Source organism: Tamlana crocina, from assembly GCA_040429635.1.
Lineage (GTDB): Bacteria > Bacteroidota > Bacteroidia > Flavobacteriales > Flavobacteriaceae > Flavisericum > Flavisericum crocinum.
Map to the genome: position 1 here is coordinate 1,351,941 of CP158972.1, position 23,866 is coordinate 1,375,806.

Annotated in this window: 20 protein-coding genes; 12 read left to right on the top strand and 8 right to left on the bottom strand. The window is 35.8% G+C overall.

All coding sequences use genetic code 11. The annotated features are described in order from the left end of the window. Positions 1 to 13 precede the first annotated feature (13 nt). The 4 genes from ABI125_06080 to xylA all read left to right on the top strand — a co-directional run bounded on the left by ABI125_06080 (position 14) and on the right by xylA (position 5,537). Positions 14 to 1,603 (top strand): solute:sodium symporter family transporter, encoded by a 1,590-nt coding sequence (locus tag ABI125_06080; GenBank protein XCF07421.1) that lies wholly within the window; start codon positions 14 to 16, stop codon positions 1,601 to 1,603. Positions 1,604 to 1,678: 75 nt separating this feature from the next. Continuing rightward, positions 1,679 to 2,695, top strand: a complete 1,017-nt coding sequence (locus ABI125_06085) for a GntR family transcriptional regulator (GenBank protein XCF07422.1) — start codon at positions 1,679 to 1,681, stop codon at positions 2,693 to 2,695. 4 nt (positions 2,696 to 2,699) lie between these two features. Beyond that, positions 2,700 to 4,187, top strand: coding sequence for an FGGY family carbohydrate kinase (locus ABI125_06090; protein ID XCF07423.1), 1,488 nt, complete (start codon positions 2,700 to 2,702; stop codon positions 4,185 to 4,187). A 24-nt stretch (positions 4,188 to 4,211) separates the two neighbouring features. Next, positions 4,212 to 5,537: a xylose isomerase gene (xylA, locus tag ABI125_06095; protein ID XCF07424.1), complete on the top strand. Its 1,326-nt coding sequence runs from the start codon at positions 4,212 to 4,214 to the stop codon at positions 5,535 to 5,537. A 123-nt stretch (positions 5,538 to 5,660) separates the two neighbouring features. Here xylA and ABI125_06100 read toward each other — a convergent pair whose 3' ends face one another. The 8 genes from ABI125_06100 to ABI125_06135 form a co-directional block, all read right to left on the bottom strand. Then, a complete protein-coding gene (locus tag ABI125_06100; GenBank protein ID XCF07425.1) occupies positions 5,661 to 6,176 on the bottom strand; it encodes a lactoylglutathione lyase family protein in 516 nt (171 codons plus the stop codon). A 37-nt stretch (positions 6,177 to 6,213) separates the two neighbouring features. After that, positions 6,214 to 6,966 (bottom strand): type 1 glutamine amidotransferase domain-containing protein, encoded by a 753-nt coding sequence (locus tag ABI125_06105; GenBank protein XCF07426.1) that lies wholly within the window; start codon positions 6,964 to 6,966, stop codon positions 6,214 to 6,216. A gap of 124 nt (positions 6,967 to 7,090) precedes the next feature. After that, entirely contained in the window at positions 7,091 to 7,663 is a 573-nt protein-coding gene (locus ABI125_06110) for a Crp/Fnr family transcriptional regulator (GenBank protein ID XCF07427.1), read from the bottom strand. 68 nt (positions 7,664 to 7,731) lie between these two features. After that, complete coding sequence (locus ABI125_06115; GenBank protein XCF07428.1) at positions 7,732 to 9,618, bottom strand: monovalent cation:proton antiporter-2 (CPA2) family protein; 1,887 nt, start codon at positions 9,616 to 9,618, stop codon at positions 7,732 to 7,734. A 3-nt stretch (positions 9,619 to 9,621) separates the two neighbouring features. Further along, positions 9,622 to 10,215: an NAD(P)H-dependent oxidoreductase gene (locus ABI125_06120; protein XCF07429.1), complete on the bottom strand. Its 594-nt coding sequence runs from the start codon at positions 10,213 to 10,215 to the stop codon at positions 9,622 to 9,624. A gap of 27 nt (positions 10,216 to 10,242) precedes the next feature. Continuing rightward, positions 10,243 to 10,404 (bottom strand): hypothetical protein, encoded by a 162-nt coding sequence (locus ABI125_06125; GenBank protein XCF07430.1) that lies wholly within the window; start codon positions 10,402 to 10,404, stop codon positions 10,243 to 10,245. Between the two features lie 167 nt (positions 10,405 to 10,571). After that, positions 10,572 to 11,345, bottom strand: coding sequence for a DUF4437 domain-containing protein (locus ABI125_06130; GenBank protein XCF07431.1), 774 nt, complete (start codon positions 11,343 to 11,345; stop codon positions 10,572 to 10,574). A gap of 8 nt (positions 11,346 to 11,353) precedes the next feature. Continuing rightward, entirely contained in the window at positions 11,354 to 12,028 is a 675-nt protein-coding gene (locus ABI125_06135) for an NAD(P)H-dependent oxidoreductase (protein ID XCF07432.1), read from the bottom strand. Between the two features lie 238 nt (positions 12,029 to 12,266). Here ABI125_06135 and ABI125_06140 point away from each other — a divergent pair, with 238 nt between their 5' ends. The 8 genes from ABI125_06140 to ABI125_06175 all read left to right on the top strand — a co-directional run bounded on the left by ABI125_06140 (position 12,267) and on the right by ABI125_06175 (position 23,774). Then, positions 12,267 to 12,635 (top strand): helix-turn-helix domain-containing protein, encoded by a 369-nt coding sequence (locus tag ABI125_06140; protein ID XCF07433.1) that lies wholly within the window; start codon positions 12,267 to 12,269, stop codon positions 12,633 to 12,635. 398 nt (positions 12,636 to 13,033) lie between these two features. Further along, a complete protein-coding gene (locus tag ABI125_06145; GenBank protein ID XCF07434.1) occupies positions 13,034 to 13,621 on the top strand; it encodes an RNA polymerase sigma-70 factor in 588 nt (195 codons plus the stop codon). Between the two features lie 171 nt (positions 13,622 to 13,792). After that, on the top strand, positions 13,793 to 14,929 hold the full coding sequence (locus ABI125_06150; GenBank protein XCF07435.1) for a FecR domain-containing protein: 1,137 nt from the start codon (positions 13,793 to 13,795) through the stop codon (positions 14,927 to 14,929). A 130-nt stretch (positions 14,930 to 15,059) separates the two neighbouring features. Continuing rightward, positions 15,060 to 18,698 (top strand): SusC/RagA family TonB-linked outer membrane protein, encoded by a 3,639-nt coding sequence (locus ABI125_06155; GenBank protein XCF07436.1) that lies wholly within the window; start codon positions 15,060 to 15,062, stop codon positions 18,696 to 18,698. A gap of 6 nt (positions 18,699 to 18,704) precedes the next feature. Continuing rightward, complete coding sequence (locus tag ABI125_06160) at positions 18,705 to 20,129, top strand: RagB/SusD family nutrient uptake outer membrane protein (protein ID XCF07437.1); 1,425 nt, start codon at positions 18,705 to 18,707, stop codon at positions 20,127 to 20,129. A gap of 3 nt (positions 20,130 to 20,132) precedes the next feature. Further along, the gene (locus ABI125_06165; protein XCF07438.1) at positions 20,133 to 22,562 is read left to right on the top strand and encodes a zinc-dependent metalloprotease; all 2,430 of its coding nucleotides are present in this window, start codon (positions 20,133 to 20,135) and stop codon (positions 22,560 to 22,562) included. After that, a complete protein-coding gene (locus ABI125_06170) occupies positions 22,559 to 23,080 on the top strand; it encodes a DUF3347 domain-containing protein (protein XCF07439.1) in 522 nt (173 codons plus the stop codon). The genes ABI125_06165 and ABI125_06170 overlap by 4 nt, the downstream gene beginning before the upstream one ends. A gap of 277 nt (positions 23,081 to 23,357) precedes the next feature. Further along, the gene (locus ABI125_06175; protein XCF07440.1) at positions 23,358 to 23,774 is read left to right on the top strand and encodes a hypothetical protein; all 417 of its coding nucleotides are present in this window, start codon (positions 23,358 to 23,360) and stop codon (positions 23,772 to 23,774) included. The last annotated feature ends 92 nt before the right edge of the window (positions 23,775 to 23,866 follow it).

Sequence of the window (23,866 nt, forward strand, 5' to 3'; positions counted from 1 at the left end):
ACTGAATTAAATTATGGGATTGATATCTTTTACAGCCTTTACACTTTTGGTTGCCGTAATAGCATGGTGGTCCACAAAAAAGACAGATGAAACATCTTCCGATGGCTATTTTTTAGGAGGAAGAAGCTTAACAGGTCCCGTTATCGCAGGTTCTTTGTTGCTTACCAACCTATCAACCGAACAAATTGTAGGGATGAACGGTGTATCGTTTAGGGACGGAATACCTATTATGGCCTACGAGGTTTTGGCCGCAATAGCTATGGTGTTTACTGCCTTTGTACTGTTGCCAAAATACCTAAAGAGTGGTATTGCTACCGTTCCTCAGTTTTTGGAAGACAGATACGGCAAATCAACCAAAACCATAGTATCGCTATTGTTCTTATTGGGGTATGCCATCTCCATGTTACCGACTGTTTTGTACTCTGGAGCATTGGCCATTAATACCATGTTCGATATTCCAGAAATGTTGGGCACAGGGCCAAAAGCAACACTTTGGATAACCGTTTGGTCCATTGGAATTATTGGTAGTATCTATGCGATTTTTGGAGGATTGAAGGCCGTTGCCGTTTCCGATTCCATTAATGCTGTAGGTTTGATTGTGGGAGGTTCACTGATTCCAATTTTCGGTTTGATGAAAATAGGAGACGGAAACGTGTTTAAAGGTCTAAAAGCCTTGACAACTGCATTGCCCGAAAAGTTCGACATTATTGGAGGGCCAGATTCCGATGTGCCGTTTCTAACGTTGTTTACTGGAATGATGATCGTTAACTTTTATTATTGGGGAACCAACCAAGCGATTATCCAAAGAGCACTTGGAGCCAAAAATTTAAAGGAAGGCCAAAAAGGATTACTTTTAGCCGCTTTCATTAAAATTTTGGGACCATTTATTGTTGTGCTTCCTGGTATCATTGCATTTTATCTTTTTAATGGCGATTTGGCAAATGCCGATGAAGCCTATCCCATGGTGGTTAAAGCCGTATTGCCAATGGCATTTATTGGCTTTTTTGCTGCTGTATTGTTCGGTGCTATTTTGAGTTCTTTCAACAGTGCCCTGAACAGTTCGGTAACATTATTCGGTCTGGATTTTTACAAAGAATACATCAATAAAGATGCTACTGAAAAGCAAGTGGTAAAAGCCGGTAAAACATTTGGTATTGTTTTGGCGTTGTTCTCTATGGCCATTGCACCACTCTTATATGGCGTACAAGGCGGTGTGTTTACGTATTTACAGGAACTTAACGGTACGCACAGTGTTCCTATTTTAGCGATTGTGGTTGTGGGGATATTTACAAAACGCGTATCTAGTAAGGCAGCCAATATTGCGATTTTATTCAGTGCCATTGTTTACTTGTTGCTGTTGTACGTAGTACGTCCAATGTGCATTGAGTCTGGAGCCTATTTTCCGCACTTCCTTCACTTAATGGGCGCTCTGTTTGTACTTGTTGTAATTATCATGTTTGTGGTAAGCAAGTTTTACCCTAGGGAAACAGATTATTTACAAGAGTATTCCAAGCAAGTGGATATTACTCCTTGGAAATTCTTGAAACCAGTTGGTTATGCTGTGGTGGCAGCCGTTATAGGATTATATATTTACCTGTCTTAACCATAAAAAATTATAAAAGGATATTTAAAGGGAAGCTGTTTTAAGCTTCCCTTTTTTATTAAAAAAATTATATATTTGCATACCAGAACAGAACAGAACGGATTGATGGTTTTCGACTTCGATTTTAATAGTGAAATTCCAAAATACCAGCAATTGGTTAATGCTGTTAATGATGCTTTGGCCAATAATACCATTTCCAGTGGCGATCCGTTACCTTCGGTAAATGCCATCTGTAAGGATTATAATTTATCGCGCGATACCGTTTTCAAGGCTTATACTATTCTAAAGGATAACGGGGTAGTGGAGTCTGTACCCAATAAAGGCTATTTTGTGGCGCACACCACACGAAAAGTAATTTTGGTTTTAGATACTTTTAAGGCTTATAAAGAAGTACTTTACCATGCCTTCGTCAATAATTTGCCCAAAAATATTATTGTCGATGTACAGTTCCATCATTATAATATTACCAATTTCAAAACCATTTTAAACAACAGTAAAGGGAAATACTTTAAGTATGTGGTGATGACTTTCAATCACAAAGAAGTACCATCCATTTTGTCTGAAATTGAAAATAACAATTTGTTATTGATAGATTGGGGAGTGCACTCAAAAGCAAATAACAATTTCGTTTTTCAAGATTTCGGAAAGTCGTTTTTTGAGGCTTTGGAAGATGCTATCGCCCCTTTTCGAAAGTATAAAAAATTAGTATTTGTGTATCCTACGTTTACAAAGCACCCCACCGAATCACTTTTTTATTTTAAAAAATTTTGTGAAGCCCATCAATTTAAATCAAGCGTGGTTACCGATCCTGAGGCATTTGTTGTTTCCAAGGGAAAAGCCTACATAAGTGTTAGCGATAGAATTCTTGGAACGTTTTTAGAACAGTGTAGAAATAAAAATTTCGAGCCGGGTAAAGATGTTGGTTTTCTGTCTTACAACGAAACACCAATGAAGCCCTTTATTTATAAAGGCATATCGGTAGTTTCAACCAATTTTAAAGCCATGGGTGCACAGGCCGCATCCTTTGTTACAAAAAATGAACCGTTACAAAAATATATACCAACAACATTAACTTTAAGAGAATCATTATAAAACCATGTATTATTTAGGATTAGACATAGGGAGTTCGTCAATTAAAGCAGCAATAGTGGAAATGGCTACAGGTAAAAGTGTGGGCGTAACCCAAGAGCCAGAAAAAGAAATGAGTATGCACGCCCCTAAAAATGGATGGGCAGAGCAAGACCCTAACGATTGGTGGCAGCACGTTTGCAATGCCATAAAAAAACTAAAACAGACCTATGATATTTCAGCAGATCAAATACAAGGCATTGGTATTTCGTACCAAATGCACGGTTTGGTTGTGGTCGATAAGGCTGGACAGCCGCTACGAAAAAGCATTATTTGGTGCGATAGCCGTGCAGTGGAAACCGGTAATAAAGCATTTGCTGAAATAGGAGCAGAAAAATGCTCAACAAGCTTGCTAAACTCTCCGGCAAACTTTACTGCCTCAAAATTAAAGTGGGTTAAGGACAATGAGCCAGAGGTTTTTGAAAAAATACACAAGTTCATGTTGCCTGGCGACTATATAGCTTTTAAATTTTCAAACACAATTAATACCACCATTTCTGGACTTTCAGAAGGTATTTTTTGGGACTTTAAAAATAACACCGTGGCCGATTTCCTTTTACAGCATTACGGTATCGATAAAAATTTGATGCCAGATATTGTTGATACGTTTGGAGAACAATCTGTTGTCAGTAGAGAGGGGGCAGCCGATAGTGGCTTGGCCGAAGGTACTCCTATTTTTTATCGTGCGGGAGACCAGCCCAACAATGCCTTGTCGCTTAATGTGTTCAATCCAGGTGAAGTCGCAGCAACCGGAGGTACTTCAGGCGTGTTTTATGCCGTTACCGATAATTTGTCGGGAAAGGAAAGTACCCGTGTAAATAATTTTGCCCACGTCAATTACACCTTACAAAGTAAAAACATAGGAAAGCTTTTAAATATTAATGGAGCTGGAATTCAATATCGGTGGTTGTTGAATAATTTGGACGTAGAGTCGTATGACGAAATGAACCGTCTGGCCGAAAATATTCCGGTGGGTTCTGATGGCGTCGTATTGATTTCTTTCGGAAATGGCGCAGAACGCATGCTTAACAATAAAGAAATTGGCACGCGCGTGGTCAATATCAACCTAAATAACCACCATAAAGGCCACCTTTGCCGTGCCGCTTTAGAGGGCATAGCCTTTTCGTTCGTTTACGGTATGGAGATATTAAAATCCGATGGAATAAAACCAAGTGTCATCCGTGCCGGCAATGATAATTTGTTCCGTTCGGAAATTTTTGCCAATACGGTGGCAACACTAATTGAGCAAGAAATTGAAATCTATAACACCACTGGAGCTATTGGCGCGGCCCGTGCAGCCGGTTTGCATGAGGGGGATTTTGAGAGCTTTGGCAAGAACATAATAGACAATGATTATGTGATGACATATAAGCCTTTAAATGACCGATCGGCTTACTTAAAGGCTTACAACAGCTGGAAAAATGAATTAGAAATTATTTTAAATACAAAAGCATAAATAAACATTAAAAACAACAATATTATGGCATTAATAGGAAACAAAGAGTACTATAAAGGTATCGGTGAGATTAAGTTTGAAGGTAAAGAATCAGACAATCCGTTAGCGTTTAAATACTACAACCCCGATCAGGTGGTTGCAGGAAGAACCATGCGCGAATGGTTTAAATTTTCTGTAGCGTATTGGCATACGTTCTGCGGGCAAGGTAGTGATCCTTTCGGACCGGGCACGCAAAGTTTTGAATGGGATAAATCATCAGATCCTATTCAAGCTGCAAAAGATAAAGCCGATGCGGCATTCGAATTTATCACAAAAATGGGATTTGGTTATTACTGTTTCCACGATTTTGATTTGGTGCGAGAAGCTCCAACGTTTTCAGAATCTGAAGACCGATTGAAAACCATTACAGAATACTTAAAACAAAAACAAGCCGATTCTGGCGTAAAACTACTTTGGGGAACCGCCAACTGCTTTTCTAACCCTCGTTACATGAACGGAGCGGCAACCAATCCAGAATTTAATGTGGTTGCTCGAGCTGGTGGTCAAGTAAAACTGGCCTTAGATGCTACTATTGCCCTTAAAGGTGAAAACTACGTGTTTTGGGGTGGCCGCGAAGGTTACATGAGTTTGCTTAATACCGATATGGGGCGTGAGTTAGATCACATGGGGCAATTTTTGACCATGGCGAGAGACTATGCCCGAGCACAAGGTTTTAAAGGAAACTTCTTTATAGAGCCAAAACCTATGGAACCTACCAAGCATCAATATGATTTTGATTCCGCTACAGCTATTGGTTTCCTTAAAGAATATGGTTTAGATAAGGATTTCAAAATTAATATTGAAGTAAACCACGCCACTTTAGCACAGCACACTTTCCAACACGAACTAGAGGTGGCTGCTAAGGCCGGTATGTTGGGTAGCGTTGATGCCAACCGTGGTGATTACCAAAATGGTTGGGATACCGATCAATTCCCGAATAACATTCAGGAAACAACAGAGGCGATGTTGGTATTCTTAAAAGCAGGAGGCCTACAAGGCGGAGGTGTTAATTTTGATGCTAAAATTAGAAGAAATTCTACTGATTTGGAGGATGTGTTCCATGCCCATATCGGTGGTGCCGATACGTTCGCTAGAGCTTTGTTGATTGCCGATAAAATCATTTCATCTTCACCGTACGAAAAATTACGTAAAGAGCGTTATGCCTCTTTCGACTCTGGAAAAGGAAAGGATTTTGAGGCAGGGAAATTGAACTTGCAAGATCTTTACCAAATTGCTCAAGAAAATGGAGAATTACCTTTAAAGAGCGGTAAGCAAGAATTATTTGAAAATATCATGAATCAATATATTTAATGGTATAAAATTGAGAGGCATAAAAAAAGGTTTAGTGAAAGCTAAACCTTTTTTTGTTTTGCAACTTTAGTGTTTTTACCCAGTTTTATGGATTGGTTTTGTATGCAGATAATGGACTAAATACTATTGATTGTGGGCATATGCACCAGACGAATAGGTTAACTCATAGCTATGCGTGTAAATTTCGAAAACAACCCCAAAAGGGTCTTCAACATAAACCATTTTATAGGGCTTGTCGTTGGGGTAATACTCGCGTATTGGCATTCGCTGTTTTCCGCCGGCTTCAACTATTTTTTCTGTGAGTGTTTCAATGTCTGGGTCTTGAACGCAAAAGTGGAACAGCCCCGTGTTGAAAGGATTAAATGCTGGAGCTTCTTTTTTGCCGTGAGGAAAAGAGAAGAGCTCAATTCCAATGCCGTCAGACGTTGATAAATGTGCAATTTCAAAGGACTCCCAATCGTTACCAAATACATCCATACACATTTGCCCAATAGCGGTGTCGGTTTCTTTTTTTACCGTTGAAGGCGGCATGATTACGTACCAGCCCATTACGTTCTGGTAAAATTCAACTGCTTTTTGGATGTCTGGTACAGTTATGCCTATGTGTGAAAAGGCTTTTGGGTATTTTGAATCTTTCATGTCATTATTTTTTTTGTAAGTTAAGAATATATCATTTTTAGTGTTTTGCCTCTATGAGTTCTACAATTTTTTCAGCAGCTAGTTTTGCGGAAGCAGGATTTTGACCCGTTACCAAACGCTCATCAACACTTACTTTTTCTTGCCACATTGCCGCTTTATTTACGGTGGCTCCACGCTCTTTAAGTTTGTCTTCTAATAAAAATGGCACAACATTTTCCAAATTTACATTAGTTTCTTCTTCGTTGGTAAAAACGCTAACCGTTTTACCATCTACCAGATAATCGCCATTAGATAATTTAATATTTACTAAAGCAGAAGGACCATGGCAAACGGCCGCTACAATACCGTCGTTTTCGTAAATTTTAGCGGCTATTTTGGCTAATTTTTTATTGTTTGGAAAGTCCCACATGGTTCCATGTCCACCAGCATAATAAATAACATCGTAATCTTTAGCTCTTACTTTTGAAGGTTTTAAAGTATTTTGAAGTTTATTTTGAAATGTAGCATCATTCCAGTATTTGTTGTTCACTTTATCTGTAAGATCAAAACCATCTACCGGTGGATTTCCTCCTTTGGGGCTTACTAAGGTAATCTGGTAGTTGTTTGTTTGAAACACTTCGTAAGCGTGAGTTACTTCGCTTAAATAATAGCCTGTTTCTTTACCCGTTTTACCTAATTCTTGGTGACTGGATAAAACCAATAACACTTTTGGAGCGTTGTTTTTCGTTTGTGCTAAAACTGAAGTACTTAACAGTAAAGCGAATGCAAATGTGTATAACCTTGTTTTCATTGTTCTAATTTTTGCTTTAAAATTCTGATGCAAATTTCAGCAAAAACAAGGGGGAGAGCGAGGATGTACATCACGATTTTAAAGTGATATAGCGCAACATAAAAGTGTGATTTATATCACTTTTTTAACCCTTAAATCGGCTTAAGGTTTCTCTGGACACACCCAAATAGGCAGCTATTAATTTTTTGGGGATGCGTTGCACTAATTTAGGTAGTTTAAATAGCAAATTATCGTAGCGTTCTTCTGCTGTTTGCGTTAATAAGGAAAGGATGCGTTGCTGTAAATTAATAAAACCGTAATTGGCTTTTATTCTGAAAAAATTGGCTATGGCCGGTACGTTTTGGCAAATGAGCTCTCTAGATTCGAATGACACACAAAAGAACTCGGAATCTTCAATGCAGTCTACCACTGTTGTGGCCGGTACTTTATTTTGAAATGCATAATAGTCGCTTACCCAATATTCTTCCATAGCGAACTGCAGTATGTGTTCGTCTCCCTTGTCGTCTACAGCATACGATTTTACCAGCCCGTTAATAATCCAAAATTCGCAATCTACGGGCTGCCCGGTTTGAATTAAAAACTGATGCTTTTTTAGTTTTTTATATTCAAAATGAGGCGCAATAAATTCCCACTCTTCGTCTGTAAGCGTTACAATTTCTTCAAAATGTTGCCTCAAGAGTTGGTGTTGGTCCTGCATTTGGCAAAATTATTATTTTTAGATAATAATTATGAGAAAACTTAACAAAATCAATAAACTGAGGCTTATTAATTAGCTTCTTTGCTCAATAAATTTCTAATGTGCTCGCCGTCCCAATGGTGATCAAAGGTTACAATGCCCCGTTTAAAATCTTCGTTCAGGAGTTTTTCCTGTTGTTCTATTTCTTTTCGCGCCATAAATACATAGTCTTCATCTCGCTTGGGTTCTGATGCTAATCGTTTTAAACTGGCGTCATCGTACTTTATAAAATTTTGAACTTGACGGTTTAAGGTATATTTTCTAAAGCCTAATTTATTAAGTGCGTCACTCGCCAAAGCCAAGGAGGTGTCTAAAGTTTCGCGGTAAATATTGGTAACATTAAGGTTTAACAATTCATAAGCATCGTATCTGTTTTTGGTACGAACAAGAAGCTCTACATGAGGATGCTTTTCCTTAACAATTTTACTTATGGCTTTAGCAACAGATACTTTATTAGTGGCACAAATGAGCAATTTAGCTTCGGCAATTCCTGCAGATTCTAACAAATCTTCACGTGTGGCATCACCATAATACACTTCAAACCCCATTTTGCGAAGGAAATCAACACGGTTCGAATCGAAATCTAAAATCGTAGCTTCCACACCGTGAGAACGTAAAAATCGGCCAACCGTGCTACCAAAATGACCAAACCCAACCAAAATGACTTTTTGCGATTTGGCAATATGATCCATTGGTCGTTTTATAGATTCTTTAGTACCCACCTTCGGAAGAATTAAACGTTCGTTTACCACAGCTAAAATTGGTGTTAAAGACATGGATACTGCGGTAACAACCAGCATCATATCCATTTGTTCTTGTTCTAAAATATTAAGCTGAAAGGCAAACGATAGCAAGACAAAAGCAAATTCACCAACCTGCGCCAAACTGAAAGTCAACAACACATTTTGATCGAGTTTTAGTTTGAAAATGCGACCTGTTATGAACAACACCAATGCTTTAATAGCAATAATGGCGAGTAAAATTCCACCAATGGTTAACGGACTATTAGCTATCACTACAAAGTTTATGGATGCACCAACCGCCATAAAAAAGAGTCCGAGTAATAGGTTTTTAAACGGTTCTAACGTACTTTCTAACTCGTGTTTAAATTCACTTGTTGACAATACAACACCACCTAAAAAGGCTCCTAACGCTGGACTTAAACCGACAAATTCCATTAAATATGAAATTCCGAAAACAATTAAAAACGCAGCCGCAATCAACAATTCTCTAACACCTGTTTTTGCCACTTTACGTAGCATGGGCACCACTACAAAACGACCTGCCAAAATAATAAGGGCTACCGATAATATAATCGCTAAGGTTTGTAGCCCAATGGGTAAATTTTGAATTAAACTTGATGCAGAATGTGAAGTGTCATCACTAGCGTGTTCCGATGAATTACTCAACAATGGTAAGGCACCAATCATAAATATCACGACAATATCTTGAAATAATAGTATAGAAAATGAACTAGAACCAAAGGTGGTATTCATTAATCCTTTTTCTTTGATGGTTTGCAATGCAATTGCGGTTGATGATAACGCCACAGCCATACCAATGGCTAATGCTACTTGCCATTCGTATCCCAAAACAGCGAACAATACATAAGTTAAGCCAACGGTTAATGCAACTTGAATGCCGCCCATACCGAGGATGGATTTTCGCATGTTCCAGAAGTTTTTGGGTTCAATTTCTAACCCGATTAAAAACAGCATTACCACAACACCAAACTCCGCAAAATGCAAAATATCTTCACCTTCTTCACCAATAAAGCCTAATACATAAGGGCCAATAAGTACACCAGCCAACAAATAACCAATCACCGAACTTAATCCTAATCGTTTTGCTATGGATACACAAATAATGGCACCGGCTAGAAAAACAATCGCTTCAAATAATAAACTTCCAGACATACGTTAAGCAGTTAAAATTTCTAAATCGTTAAGGAAATAGCAATTTGATAATTGCGTGGCGTTAAAATCGCCTTGCAACAAGTCTATTAACTGTTCATATTGGTTCGCGTAATCAAATAAATCGTCATCCGATAAATGATGTGTTCCCATAACGGCAAAAGGAGGTAAATAATTCATGCCGCATAAATTAGCGGTTTGCTCGTAAGGTCGCAGAAATTCATTTATGGTGTAAGTGTTATAGCCTTCAGAACAATACACCTCACGTGACCCGCCTGTGGTAATCACGTTGAAGATTGTTTTGTTATGAAGTACTTTTCCTTTGGGGCCATAGGCCCAATTAAATTCTAAAACCAAATCTTTCCATTGCTTTAAAATAGCTGGGCTGCTGTACCAATACAATGGGTGGTGCCAAATGATGATGTCGTGCTGTAGTAATAATTCTTGTTCGTGTTGCACATTAATGTGAAAGCTGGGATAATGCTCGTACAAATCGTGAAAAGTGACGTGAGTTTTGTTTTTTAACCGCTCGATAAGCGTTGCATTGACCCTGGATTTTTCAAATTTTGGGTGTGCAAAGAGTATGAGTACCTTTTTCATTGGCTGTATTTGGTTGATTTTATTAGGTTACTGACTTGTAATTTCTTCAGTTAAAGTTAGTAATAATTTAATTTTATCTTCATTATACGCATCGGGGTGTGCGTTATTATAGCTTCCTCTGTCGTTGTCAAAATACGTACTTGATAGCTTTTGTTCAAAACAGGTATTTTGGGCTTTACTTATTTTCATATATAAAGTTTATAAAATAAAAAAGCCACACAGAATGTATTTTACATTTGGTGGCTTTTCTGCTATTAACCAATTATTAAACTAATCTTCAATCAATTTTTTGAATTTCTATTTCACCTTAAACCCACCGTTGGTACGGAGGTAAATTACCGTTTCAGTATCAGTACTTAAGCAGGGTGAAACATTTTTTTGGCGGCAAAATATGAGCCCGGTTCTAATACGTTTATGGTGGCTTTTTTTGAAAATTGATGAGTTACTTTACCGGAGATAACGACGGCTCTAAAATTTGGACTTAAATTTTTGATTTTTCCTTTAAATCCAGCAGGTAATTTTACTAAGGTAGCACGTAATTGATTTTTTTCGTGGCTCCCCCATAAAAATGCGGTTTCAACCTTACTTTTTCCAGAAACCCATTCGATATCGTTAGCGCTTAACCAAACTAAATTGGTTTTATCTACATTAACAGGTTGTTCGCCATAATCAAAAGCTTCAGATGTTGGTTTAACTAAATATGGACCTTCCTGAAAATCCAGTAATGCTAAATTATCATCACCGTTAGCAGCGGTGATATGAGCTTCGCCAGCAGGCTGTTGCCAATAAGAACCCGATGGCAACCATTGCTTTTCGGCCTTTTCATCATCATTGTGCAATAAACCTTTTATAACCACCCCACGATACGTAATGTTGTGGATATGGGCAGGCGAAGAAAATCCTTTTTTAAATTTCACTAAAAAACCAGCGGGTTCATTTTTTGTACGATCGCCCCAAAGTTTTCCGGCAGCCGGACTTTTATCACCGCGTAATGGGTTTAGCCAGCTCCACTCTACTTGGTCTATTGTAACGACTTCGTTTTTATATTGTCGGTGGTCTGTTGTTGGCGTTTGTGCAAAAACAGAAACGCTAAACAGAACGGCAGCTATAAATATTCTAGTGGATTTCATGCTGTAAGTTACTTCCAAGTTACAATGTCCTCTAAGTCTCTTCTGGTTTTGGCATGCGGTGGTTCAGCTTTCCTGTATCCGAAAGCAACCATAAATGCTAAACCATATTTTTCGGTGTCGACACCAAATTTTTCACGCAATAGAGCTTCGGCCTTTTCTTGATGGAAGCCTTCAATTGGGCAAGAGTCTATGCCCGTTAAAGCAGCAGCTGTCATCATATTTCCTAAAGCAATGTAGGTTTGTTTTGACGACCAATCGAACAATTTCTTGTCTGTGTTTAAATTGAAATCGCGCTCTTGAAATTCTCTATAAAATTTTGAATACATTTCTATGACATCTTCTGGAAGTTGTTTAACCTCTTTCATCATATATTCTATGTAGTCGGCGTCATGCTTTACCATGGGTGCCTTCATGGCGAGGCCCAAAATAAAATGGCTTGCAGTATCTAATTTTAATGGCGCTCCCCAAGCTACTGGTTTTAAAATTTCGCGAAGCTCTTTGTCTTGTACAACCACAAAATGCCAAGGTTCGAAACCAAAGGAACTCGGCGATAAATTGGCTGTTTTCAAAATGAAATTGATTTGGTCGTCTGTTAAAGGTTGAGATGCATCAAACTCTTTAGTTGCATGACGGTAATTGAATGCGTTTAGAACATCTTCTTGTGCAATGTTGGGTGTATTCATTTTAATTGATTTTTTATGTTTTTAATTTTAACTATCAAAAGTATAGTGACAAAAGTATTGGTAGTTTGTGTTTTGTGCAATAACGGTCATATTTGATAGTATGTTTTTTTAAAGGTTAAATTGTTGATTTAAGCAGTAAAATCAATGTGTTAAGGCGAATGTTAAAATAACTATAAAAAGTATAGTTGTATAATAAATGATAGTTTGGTATCTTTGTTTTTGAAAGTGATGATTTGCTATGGAAATTGAGTATAAAAAACGGGTGATAAAGTATAACGATAAGGAATTTTCGTGTTCAACAAGCATTGCTATGGAGTTGATTGGCGGAAAATGGAAAAGTGTTATTCTTATTTATCTTTTAAACGGAAAGAAACGGTATAACGAGTTGTACAAGTTAATATCGACTATTACCGAGCGAACCTTAAGCCTGCAATTAAAGCAGCTAGAAAAGGATGGTTTGATAGCCAGAAAAGTATATACCCAAAAACCACCTTTAAAAGTTGAATATCAATTAACACCTCTTGGTGAAACCTTAAGGCCTGTATTGCTTGCTATTGCTAATTGGGGCACCTTAGTGGCAGAAGAAAGAGGTGAGATTATTGAATAGTTCCAGATATTCTGTTTAAAGAATAGATTTTTTATGTTACTTACAAATAAAAAAGCCCGCGATTTAATTTTGGGCTTTTCTCTATTCATGATGTAGCGAGATAAGAATACTCAAAATTAGTTTTTTAATTACTATTTAGTGTTCAAAACGAGAACGGTTTTCCGTTAAAATGGTTGTTCTTTTTTAAATTAATTTCGCTAATCGGTTCTAAACTTGTCTTATCCAATAAAAGACTTGCAGAAACTGTTATGAAATTGCAACTTTAATTAGATATAAAGTTGCAGGGCTGTGTTTACTAGTTCAATAGGCTTGTGTTAACATATTAGCTTTAAAAAAATGATAATTTTTGTTTTGATTAACAACATTTATTAATTTGGCTGATTAAATTCTTTCCTTTGTTGTCTGTTTATAATAAATATTCTGATGAGTTACTTTTAGATTTTCTTAAAGAGGACAATCATCAGGCTTATACTGTAATCTTTAACAGGTATTGTAAGCTTTTAACAAACCATGCCTATAAAATTTTACAAAGTCAGGACGATGCAAACGATATTGTTCAGGAAGTATTTGTGGCTATATGGAATAAACGATATGAATTAAATATTAAAGGTTCTCTAGCCTCATATTTGTTTAAGGCAACTAAAAATAGAATATTAAATCATATAGCACATGAAAAAGTTGTATCTCGTTATGCAGAGTCAATATTAGGCTTTATAGAAAATAATTACACCTTTGCAGATGCTAATCAAAGAGAAGAAGAGTTACGTCTTATTATTGCCAAAGAAATTGAATGTCTTCCTGATAAAATGCGTGAAGTTTTCGTTTTGAGAAAAGTTAATCATTTATCTTATGATGAAATTGCCGATCAATTAAATATCTCTGATAAAACAGCCAAACAACAAGTTTATAACGCATTAAAAAAAATAAGAGCTAAAATAAATCCGTTTTTAATTGTTTTAATTTTTAAACTATATTTTTTTGATTAAAAGCTGTTTGAAAAAACATTGTTACTTCCTTTTAGCTTATAAACCTTCAGTAAAGAAAATAGATTTAACAAAGAAATAATGATTTTTTATTTTTTTTTTGATTTTATCTATGACAAATCATGGTTTTGTCTGTCTTAATAATATACACGGCAATAAAACTATGCTTTAATTATGACAGAAGAAGAGATTTTAAACTTACTAAAAAATTACAGAAACGGAACTTTATCTGATATAGAAAAGGATAAGTTAGAGGCATGGTATTTATATGAATCTTCAAGTAGTAAAAAGGGTTTAAACGAAAACCAGCTAGAAAGCAGCTTTAAATATATTAAATCTAAACTGCCTGTTAAACGAAATCCAAAGGTTATTGGTCTATGGAAACGTATGGCTGTAGCAGCTTCGGTTGTTTTAGTAATGGCTACCGGATTATATTATTTTACAAGAACATCAGTCTCTCAAGTTCAATTAACGGAAGAGGTAAAAGAAATAGCCCCAGGAGGAAACAAAGGAGTGCTGACACTATCTAATGGTAAACAAATTATTTTAGACAACTTGGCAAATAATGATACCGTTGTAAGCGAAGGCGAGAAAGATGAGGTAACCATTAAAATGAATCCTAACGGACTTGTTTCGTATCAAGTTGGTCCTAGTACAGGTAATAATGGTGGTCCAGATACTTTTAACACCTTATCAACCCCAATAGGTGGGCAATATAGTATTATTCTTTCAGATGATACCAAAGTCTATTTAAATGCAACTTCTTTATTAAAATACCCAACACATTTTAAGGGAGATAAAAGAGAGGTTGAACTAGAAGGGGAAGCATATTTTGAAGTCGCGAAAGATAAGAGTAAGCCATTTTTTGTGAAATTTAAAAATCAAACCATTGAAGTTTTAGGAACACATTTTAATGTTCAGGCTTATAACAATGAATCTTTTACTAAAACCACCTTGATAGAGGGAAGTATTGCGCTCTCATATAAAGATAAAAAAAACATTATAAGGCCAGGCCAACAGGCTAAAGTAAACGAAGAAACAAGTTCTATTGTGGTTGGCAGCGTCGATACTGCAACTGCTGTGGCCTGGAAAAACGGAAGGTTTAAGTTTGATAATGCCGACTTAAAAATGGTAATGAAACAGTTAGAACGATGGTACGATATTCAAGTGGAGTATAGAGGAGATATACCTGATTTGAAATTTAACGGAGGAACTTTTATGAATAAAAATTTATCTGAAGTATTAAAAGTACTTGAGCTCAGCAATATAAAATTTGAGGTTGAAGGGAAAACTATTATTGTATACCCGTAAAATCTGAAGTTTGTCAGTATTATACCAGCTTACAAAAAAAACCAGAAGCAGTTGCGTTGCCTCTGGTTGTTAAAGATGTGTAGCTAGTATATATTTTCACAAATGTCTAACTAAAAACACAAGTAAATGTATGAAATTTAATTCAGAATGTAAAACGCCAAAATTAAATCCTGAGAAAAATAATTCAAGGGTAATTGAATCTCGAAACTTAAGAGGTTTTGTATTTTATTTTATGCTGCTTTTGGGCGTTTTAGGTCATGCCCAAAATGTAACAGTCAATTTTAACGAGGTTTCTCTAGAAAAAGCTTTAAAAGAAATAGCAAGACAAGCTGATTATGAAGTTTTTTATACTCAAAAATTGCTTAAAGACTCAAAAGCGGTTACCATTAGCCTTAAAAATGTCAACCTAAAAAAAGCTTTAGATGGAGTTTTTAAAAACCAAAATTTAAAATATACACTTGCCAATGCAACAATTGTTGTTACTTCATCTGAAACTGAAAATTTATCTACTCAATTAATTAATGTAACAGGTAAAATTTTAAACAAAAATAATGAACCCTTCCCTGGGGTTACTGTCCATGTATTAGAGACCAATGAGTTTACTATAAGCGATTTTGATGGAAATTTTTCAATGGAAAATGTGCCTTCCAATGGCATAATTGAATGTTCAGGTTTGACCGTAGCCAAAAAATCTTTTCCAATAAAAGGAGAAGCTCAACTAACACTTATTGTTGAGGAGAAAATAACAGAGATGGATGAAGTTGTAGTAACAGGTTATAAAACAATAAGCAGAAAGCATTTAACTGGTGCTGTATCTAAAGTAGATCAAAAAACTCTAAATCAAAATGTTAATTCAGATTTGTTAACAGCCATTGAAGGCCGCGTTGCAGGATTGTTATATCAAAAAAACCCATTTGGAGCATCAGCCGATAGGCCTATTCTGCGTGGTATCGGAACCTTTTCTTCAGTGGAGGTTGGGTATAGTCCGCTAATTGTGATTGATGGTTTGCCCACAGAGCTAACGCTAGATCAAGTTAATCCTTATGACATAGAAAGCGTAAATGTTCTTAAAGATGCTGCAGCGGCATCTATTTATGGCTCAAGAGCAGCCAACGGTGTCATTGTATTAACAACCAAAAAGGGGCATGGGAATTTAAAAGTTAGCATTAATGCAGATTATTTTATCTCAACAAAACCTAATCTTAAAGATTTAAATTATGCACCTACAACTGATATAATCGATTTTGAACAAGCAGTTTACAATAGAGAGCGAAATAGGTTTGGCGATATTGCCACTATGTTCGATAATTATGGTGAAATAGGTAGCAGTAGGATATTATATTACAGTCCTTTGTATCAGTTAAATAGAGATTTAGAAGAAGGTAATATATCTCAATCTGCTTATGATAATACTATCTCCCAATGGAGAAATAATGATTACATAAAAGATTATAGAGATAACGTTTGGCAAGATGAATTCAGGAAACGTTATAACATTTCTTTTTCAGGAGGAACTAGTAGACAAAATACTTTTGTTTCGTTTAATTATGACCATAATGACAATCGTATAAAGTATAATAAGGATGAATCATTTAACCTTTATGCAAAAAGCAATTATAAAATAAACAATAATTTAGATGTAACTGTTGGGGTTAACGGAACTCTTAGAAATGCTGATATTACAGATTCAAGTTTTGGAGATTTCAATATTCAAAAGCGATATGAACGAATTACAGATGAAAAAGGCAATCTTGTTCTATCTCCATTTGTAGGTATTAGTGATGGTTTTACTTCGAGCGGTGAAATAAACCCAATTGTTGCCTCTCAAATAACTGGTTTAAATGGTTTTAATCCAGTAACATTTAATGTTTTACAAGCACTTCAAGAGGGCGTAACGCAAAGGAAATCTTTAAACTTGAGAGCCTTTGCTAAACTAAGATTGAAATTATGGAGAGGACTTAGCCTTAGCTCCCAATTTCAACATGAAGCTGTGAGAACAGATACCGATCAATATTATGAGCAAGATTCCTATAAAATGCGCTATGCTATAAATACTTTAACAGGGTATGATTCTGATAGCGATACATACAGTTATTTGGACGGTTTTTCTGAAGGCGGCCGTTATAGACAATCTACAAGCCAAGCGAGAAACCATTCCTTTAGAAATCAATTAGATTATAGAAAGGAATTTGGTGAAGGCGAGCATTTTCTTAGCGCAATAGCTGGTTTTGAAATGCGTGAAACTTTTGTTCCAAGAAGTGTTGAAAGTTTAAATTATGGATATAATCCTGTAACATTGAATTTTACCACGTTAAACACGCAAGATCTTAGTGAAACAGGTGTTCCAAGTTACATATATGGGCGTAATAAGACTTTATCTGCTCCGTCAAGCGTTCAACAAGAAATATTACATCGATATTTTTCCCTTTACAGTGCGGTTAATTATACCTTGTTATCAAGGTACAATTTAACAGGAAGTTACCGTGTTGATAGAGCTGATCTTTTTGGTGTTGATTCAAAAAATAAAAATCGTCCATTGTGGTCCGTTGGTCTAGGTTGGAATATAACTAACGAGAATTTTATGGAAGGAACAAATTGGATTAACTCATTAAAATTAAGAGCGACCCATGGTTATACTGGGAACGTTGATCAGTCAACAACTCCATACGTTATTGCAAGATGGAGGAATGACAGGCTATATCGGTCATTAGAATATATTGACATTACTACTCAGCCAAACCCAAAGTTAAGATGGGAGAAAACTGAAACTACAAATTTAGGGCTGGATTTTAGTGTTCTACAAAGTAAATTGCGAGGAAGCATAGATGTTTACCGCAAGTATAGTACAGACTTACTAACAACCACCGATTTAGATCCTACAGTTGGAGCTCTAACAAGGAGAATTAATGCAGGTGCACTGCTTAATAAAGGTGTAGAGTTAAGTATTGGTTCTGATTGGTACAACAGAGGAGAATTTCAAATGGGATCCAACCTAATATTTAGTTTTAATAAAACTACTGTAGATAAAGTTACTCGAGAACCATCAGATGCATTTGTGTATGTTAGTTCTCCATTAGATTACTTCATCGAAGGAGAAACTTATAACAGTTTATATGCTTATAAGCATGGAGGCATTACTAATGGATACCCTTATGTACTAGATGAAAATGGAGAACCGTCAATAACTTTTGATGATGATGGAAATCCTTTGTCTAATAGCGTAAGAACTATAACAAGTCCTGATGCTCTCGTAAACATGGGTAGTTTACTCCCAAAATATACGGGTTCCTTTTCTCAAAGATTTTCATATAAGCAATTTGAATTAAACTTCTTGCTTGTTTTCTCAGGTGGAAACGTCATGAGGAAGGATGTGTTGTCTCTAAATTCCGATGACCTAACCGATATGAGAATTACGGATCGCTATACTGATTCTCAAAGAAACAACAATACACGCTTATTTGTAGACTTTGATGAAAGCGTAAGAAATAATGCTAGTACTATTAGTACCCAATGGATAAATTCTGATGTAAATGTAGTCGATGGCGATTATGTAAAACTAAGAAACATTTCATTAGCGTACAACCTTCCAGAATACGTTGCAAAAAAGATTAAGTTGTCATCGGCGAAAATGACATTTCAAGTGAATAATCTTTGGTATTGGAGTGCCGCAGGAAATGGGATTGACCCAGAGGTATATTCGCCCAATTCTGGTACGCGAAGTACTCCATTACCCAAAACCTTTTTAGTCGGACTTAACCTTAACATTTAAAAAACTATGAAACATATATTCAAATTTATTTTTCCGATACTGTTAATAGTAATATCTTCTTGCGAAGATTATACTGATATTACGCCAAAAGGAGCGCTGGTTATCAATGCCGCTTCAGATTTCCATAAAATGGTGTCTCTGCCTAATAGAGCATATCCAGTAAATAACTTTCAATATCTATCAGATGATCAATGGATGAAAGAGTCTAATGTAATAGGGCAAACACCAAATATTGATATCATCAATTTTACTTTTGATGAAACTACAGATAGAGTTGCTTTACTTGAAAGTTCAACTTTTTACAATCAAGCATACTCATATATCAATAGATGGAATACAATTATTTCTCTGGTTGATGATAGTGAAGGTGATGAATATACCAAGCAATTAGCAAAAGCTGAAGCTAAAATTTACCGAGCCTTCGACCATTTTCTATTGGTAAACACCTATGCTAAAGCCTATGACCCAAATACGGCTGCAACAGATGGGGGAATTTGCATTATGGATAAATTTGATTTGGAAGCACAACCTAAAAAATCAACTGTAGCAGAGGTTTATGATTTTATACAAAGGGATATTGAAGCAGCTCTACCATACATAGAAGAAGTTCCGCTAGATGTATACCATCCGTCTTTAGCTTTTGCTTATGCCTTAAAAGCTAAGGTACATTTGTTCAAAAGAGAGGTGGCTGAAGCAAAACAGGCAGCAGAAAAGTCTCTTAGCTATAACAATCAAATTTTTGATTTAGTAGCTTATAATGAACAGGGAGGCCCAAATGCGGTATCCGTACCTGCAGAAGATAACGTAGAAGTATTAAGTTACATGTACATGTCAGGATATACCGAGATGAATTTTGCATTCATTTCTATCATTAGTCCAGAATTGGTTAACCTTTTTGGAGATGACGATGCACGTTTTAATTTGTTTTTTAATTCAACATCAACTTCATTTTTAGATCCAGGATCCAATACCGCATATTGGAACGTGCGTTACAAAAAATACTTCAACCCAACGGTAGGCATGAAAACTACCGAAGTATATTTAATGCTAGCAGAATGTTACGCTAGAGAGAATAAGTTGAATGAGGCTGTTGAAATCTTAAACACTTTGAGAGCCAAACGAATACTTTCAGAAACAACAGATTTGCAAGTGCCCTCAACAAGAAAGGGAACCATGGAACTTATTATAAGCGAACGTAGAAAAGAGTTGCTTTTTGGGTTTCATCGTTTTTTCGATCTTAAGCGATTTAATAACGAACCCGAGTATGCCAAAACCATAACCCGTGTATTTCCTATTGTGAATCAAACCGTTCCGCAGGAAACCTACGTTTTAAAACCAGATTCTAAATTATATATTATTCCATTCCCTTTGTCTGCGCTAAAGAAGAATCCTAGTCTTACCTTAAATACAAACGAAAAAGTACCATTTTAAATTATGATTAACAAATTAGTATATGCAATGCTAATCCTGGTTATTTCAGGACAACAGTGTTTAACTGCACAAACAGACCTAGACAAACAGACCGATAGCACGCAACAAAAAGGTATCGAAGCTTATAGTAAACTAATAAGTAACGATTCTTTGACCAAGAAGGGTTTGTTTTCTGTTAGTAAAGTTGATGAGAAATTATACTTTCAAATACCAGATAGTTTGTTTAACCGGTATATGTTAGTGGTAACAAGATATCTGTCAACACCAGAAGGGATGGGGCGTTTTGGAGGAGAGAAGGCCAATGAACAAACTATTTATTTCCAGAAGGGGAATAACAATAACGTGTTTTTAAGATCTTTAGAATACAAACAAGATGTACGTTCTGAAGATGCTATGTTAGCTAAAGCGTTGGCTGGGAGTAATGAGAACCCCATTATAGAATCCTTTCCCATAAAGTCAATCAATCCGGTAACAGGTAACATTGTTATCGAGGTAACTGATGCTTTTAAAAAGGATAACCCTGTATTTTCTTTATCAGATAAAGAGAAGACAGATCATAAATTATCATCACAGGCAAACGATAGATCTTTTATTGAAGATATAAATGTTTATGCTATTAACGTTGAGGTTAAAACCATTAAAACTTTTAAAAAATCGTTGTCTTCTGTAGGAAGTATTACGCTTAGATTTAACACATCCATCGTTTTGTTGCCAAAAGTTCCAATGCGCAAACGGTTTTTTGATGAGCGCGTTGGATATTTTGCTAATAAATATGTGCTGTTTTCCGATGAACAACAGCGAGTTGAATCAAAACATATTGTTCAGCGTTACCGCTTAGAGCCAAAGGAAGAGGATATAGAAAAGTATCTTAGAGGCGAGCTAGTAGAGCCAAAGAAACAAATAGTATATTATATAGATCCAGCTACACCAAAAAAATGGAGACCTTATTTAATAGCGGGGATTAATGATTGGCAGGTAGCTTTTGAAGCTGCTGGGTTTAAAAATGCCATTATAGGAAAAGAATGGCCAGAAGACGACCCTACAATGAGTCTAGAAGATGCGCGCTATTCGGTAGTTAGATATTATGCCTCTGAAACCCCTAATGCTTACGGACCAAGAATAAGCGACCCCCGAAGTGGAGAAATTATTGAAAGTCATGTAGGCTGGTATCATAACGTAATGAAACTGGTTCAGCAGTGGTATATGGTTCAGGCTGGACCTATCGATCCAAGAGCAAGAAAAATGCATTTAGATGATGAGGTTATGGGGCAACTAATTAGATTTGTGTCTTCGCATGAAATAGGTCATACTATAGGTTTGCGCCATAACATGGGGGCTAGTATAGCAACACCAGTGGAAAAGCTTAGAGACAAGGAATGGGTTGAAGCTAATGGGCATACTGTTTCAATAATGGATTATGCACGTTTTAATTACGTGGCTCAACCAGAAGATAATATTAGCCCAAAAGGAATATATCCTAGAATAGGAATTTACGATAAGTGGGCTGTTAACTGGGGGTATAGATTTTTTCCAAATGCTCAAGATGAGTACCAAGAAGAAGACATGTTGTTAAAAATGACCACGGAAGCTTTAACTACCAATCCTAAATTATGGTTTGGAGGTGAAGGAAAAGATAGAAATCCGCAAAGCCAAAGAGAAGACCTTGGCGACGATGTTGTATTAGCAAGTGACTATGGAATTAAAAACTTAAAGCGCGTTGTTGATAATTTAATAAGTTGGACTTATGAACCAAACGATGCATATAATAATCTATCTGATATGCATAAAGTAGTTGTAAGGCAGTACCTAAGATATTTATATCACGTTTTAAAATACATTGGAAACGATTATGAAGTAAAGAAAACAGTAGAGCAAAGTGGAGCAGTATATCGGCAAGTACCAAAAGAAAAGGTTAAAAGAGCCATTGATTATGTGGGAAGACAATTGTTTGAGGCGCCTTTATGGATGTACCCAAAGCAAATTGATCAATTAATTTCTTTAAAAACAAGTGAAGAAATCTCAGAGGAACAAAATCGGGTTTTATTAATGTTATTGAGCTCGGGTATGCTTTATAATTTAAGTCAGAAATCGATTCAATACGAGGATGCCTACACGGTTCCAGAATTTTTAAATGATTTAAAGAAAACAGTTTGGATAAAATTTAAAGGTGATGAAAAATTTGATTTTTATAGACGAAGCCTTCAGCGCAGCTATGTTGAAAAAATAGAAAAGCTGCTCGTAACGTCATCAGAAAAATTATTAACCACAGCTCAGCGAAGTGATGTTGTTTTATATGCAAAGCAACACCTTTTAGAGCTAAAAAAAACAGTTAATAGATTAATAAAAGGAGAGAAGGGGATCAATAAATCTCATTTAGAGTTTATTTTATTAGAGATTGAAAAAATCAATAAAAAAATCAATAAAACAACATGAAAAAATTATTAATAGCATTAGCTTTAGGTATATGCAGTTATTCACAAGCTCAATTATCATCTAGCCAAGAAGTTTCCGAAGATTTGGTTGAAAAAAGAGAAGTACTTAAACGGAAAATCACAGATAATTATTTGAAAATAAAGGAACACCTATTACAATCTGATAGTGAAGGAGCGATATCTCATTCTATAGAGTTTAAAAATTCCCTAAACCTCTTTAAATTCAAAAAGTTAACTTTAGATCAAATGAGCGAGGCTACAAAAATACGAACAGAACTTATAGAAGTAGCGTCTCAGTTAACCGAAACCTCAAACATAAATCATCAACGTGTGTTTTTTGAAAGTCTTTCTGTAAAGTTTTGGAAAATTGCAGATAAGCTGAAAGCAGATAATGTTGAATTACATCAGCAAATATGTCCAATGACAGGTGTTACCTGGGTAAGCGATAGTAAAGAAATTAAAAATCCATACTACCCTAAAAATATGTTGTCTTGCGGAGAAGTTAAAGCAAGTATGTAATAGTTTAGTGTAATGAGTGTCTAGTAATTTATTAATACTGAATTAGTCTTTTTGACCGGCGTCATTGTGGTCGTCGGTCTTTTTTTTGAGTTAGCTTATAAGCATACTTTTAAGACACGTTTATGATTAGTTTTAGCAAGATGCGCAAATCCTTTACTGCTATTTTTATATTCTAAAACTAAGAAAGATATTACGATAGAGGTTATTTGTAGAACGTTTCTTTAAAATATGCCCATAACCTCTACAATTAATTAAATTTCGTAAATTTGTATTGCTAATGGAAAAATTATCTTATAAAATAATGGCTTTGTTAATGGCGGTATTAGTATTAATTACTACAACGTCGTTTACTATCGATATGCATTATTGTGGGGATACTTTAGTAAAAATGGCTCTTTTTAAAAAAGCCAAAGACTGTGGCATGGAAATGGAAAAACCATCTGCTGATGAAGGCTGTTCTATTACCAAAAAAAATTGTTGTGACGATAAGCAATTATCAATTGAAGGTCAAGATGAGTTACAATTAACCGTTGATAAAATTTCTTTTAAGCAACAAGTATTCATTGCAACTTTCGTATATACTTACATAAACCTTTTTGAAAAGTATAATTTAGATATAAACTCTTTTATAGAGTATAAACCACCTTTGGTCGTCAGGCATTTATACAAGCTTGATGAGACTTACCTAATTTGATTTTTTAAACAATAGACTGTGTAATCCTATGACTTTTTGTCATGAGGATAGTTTGCTGTATTCGGTGTTGTACTAACACCATTGTCTAATTG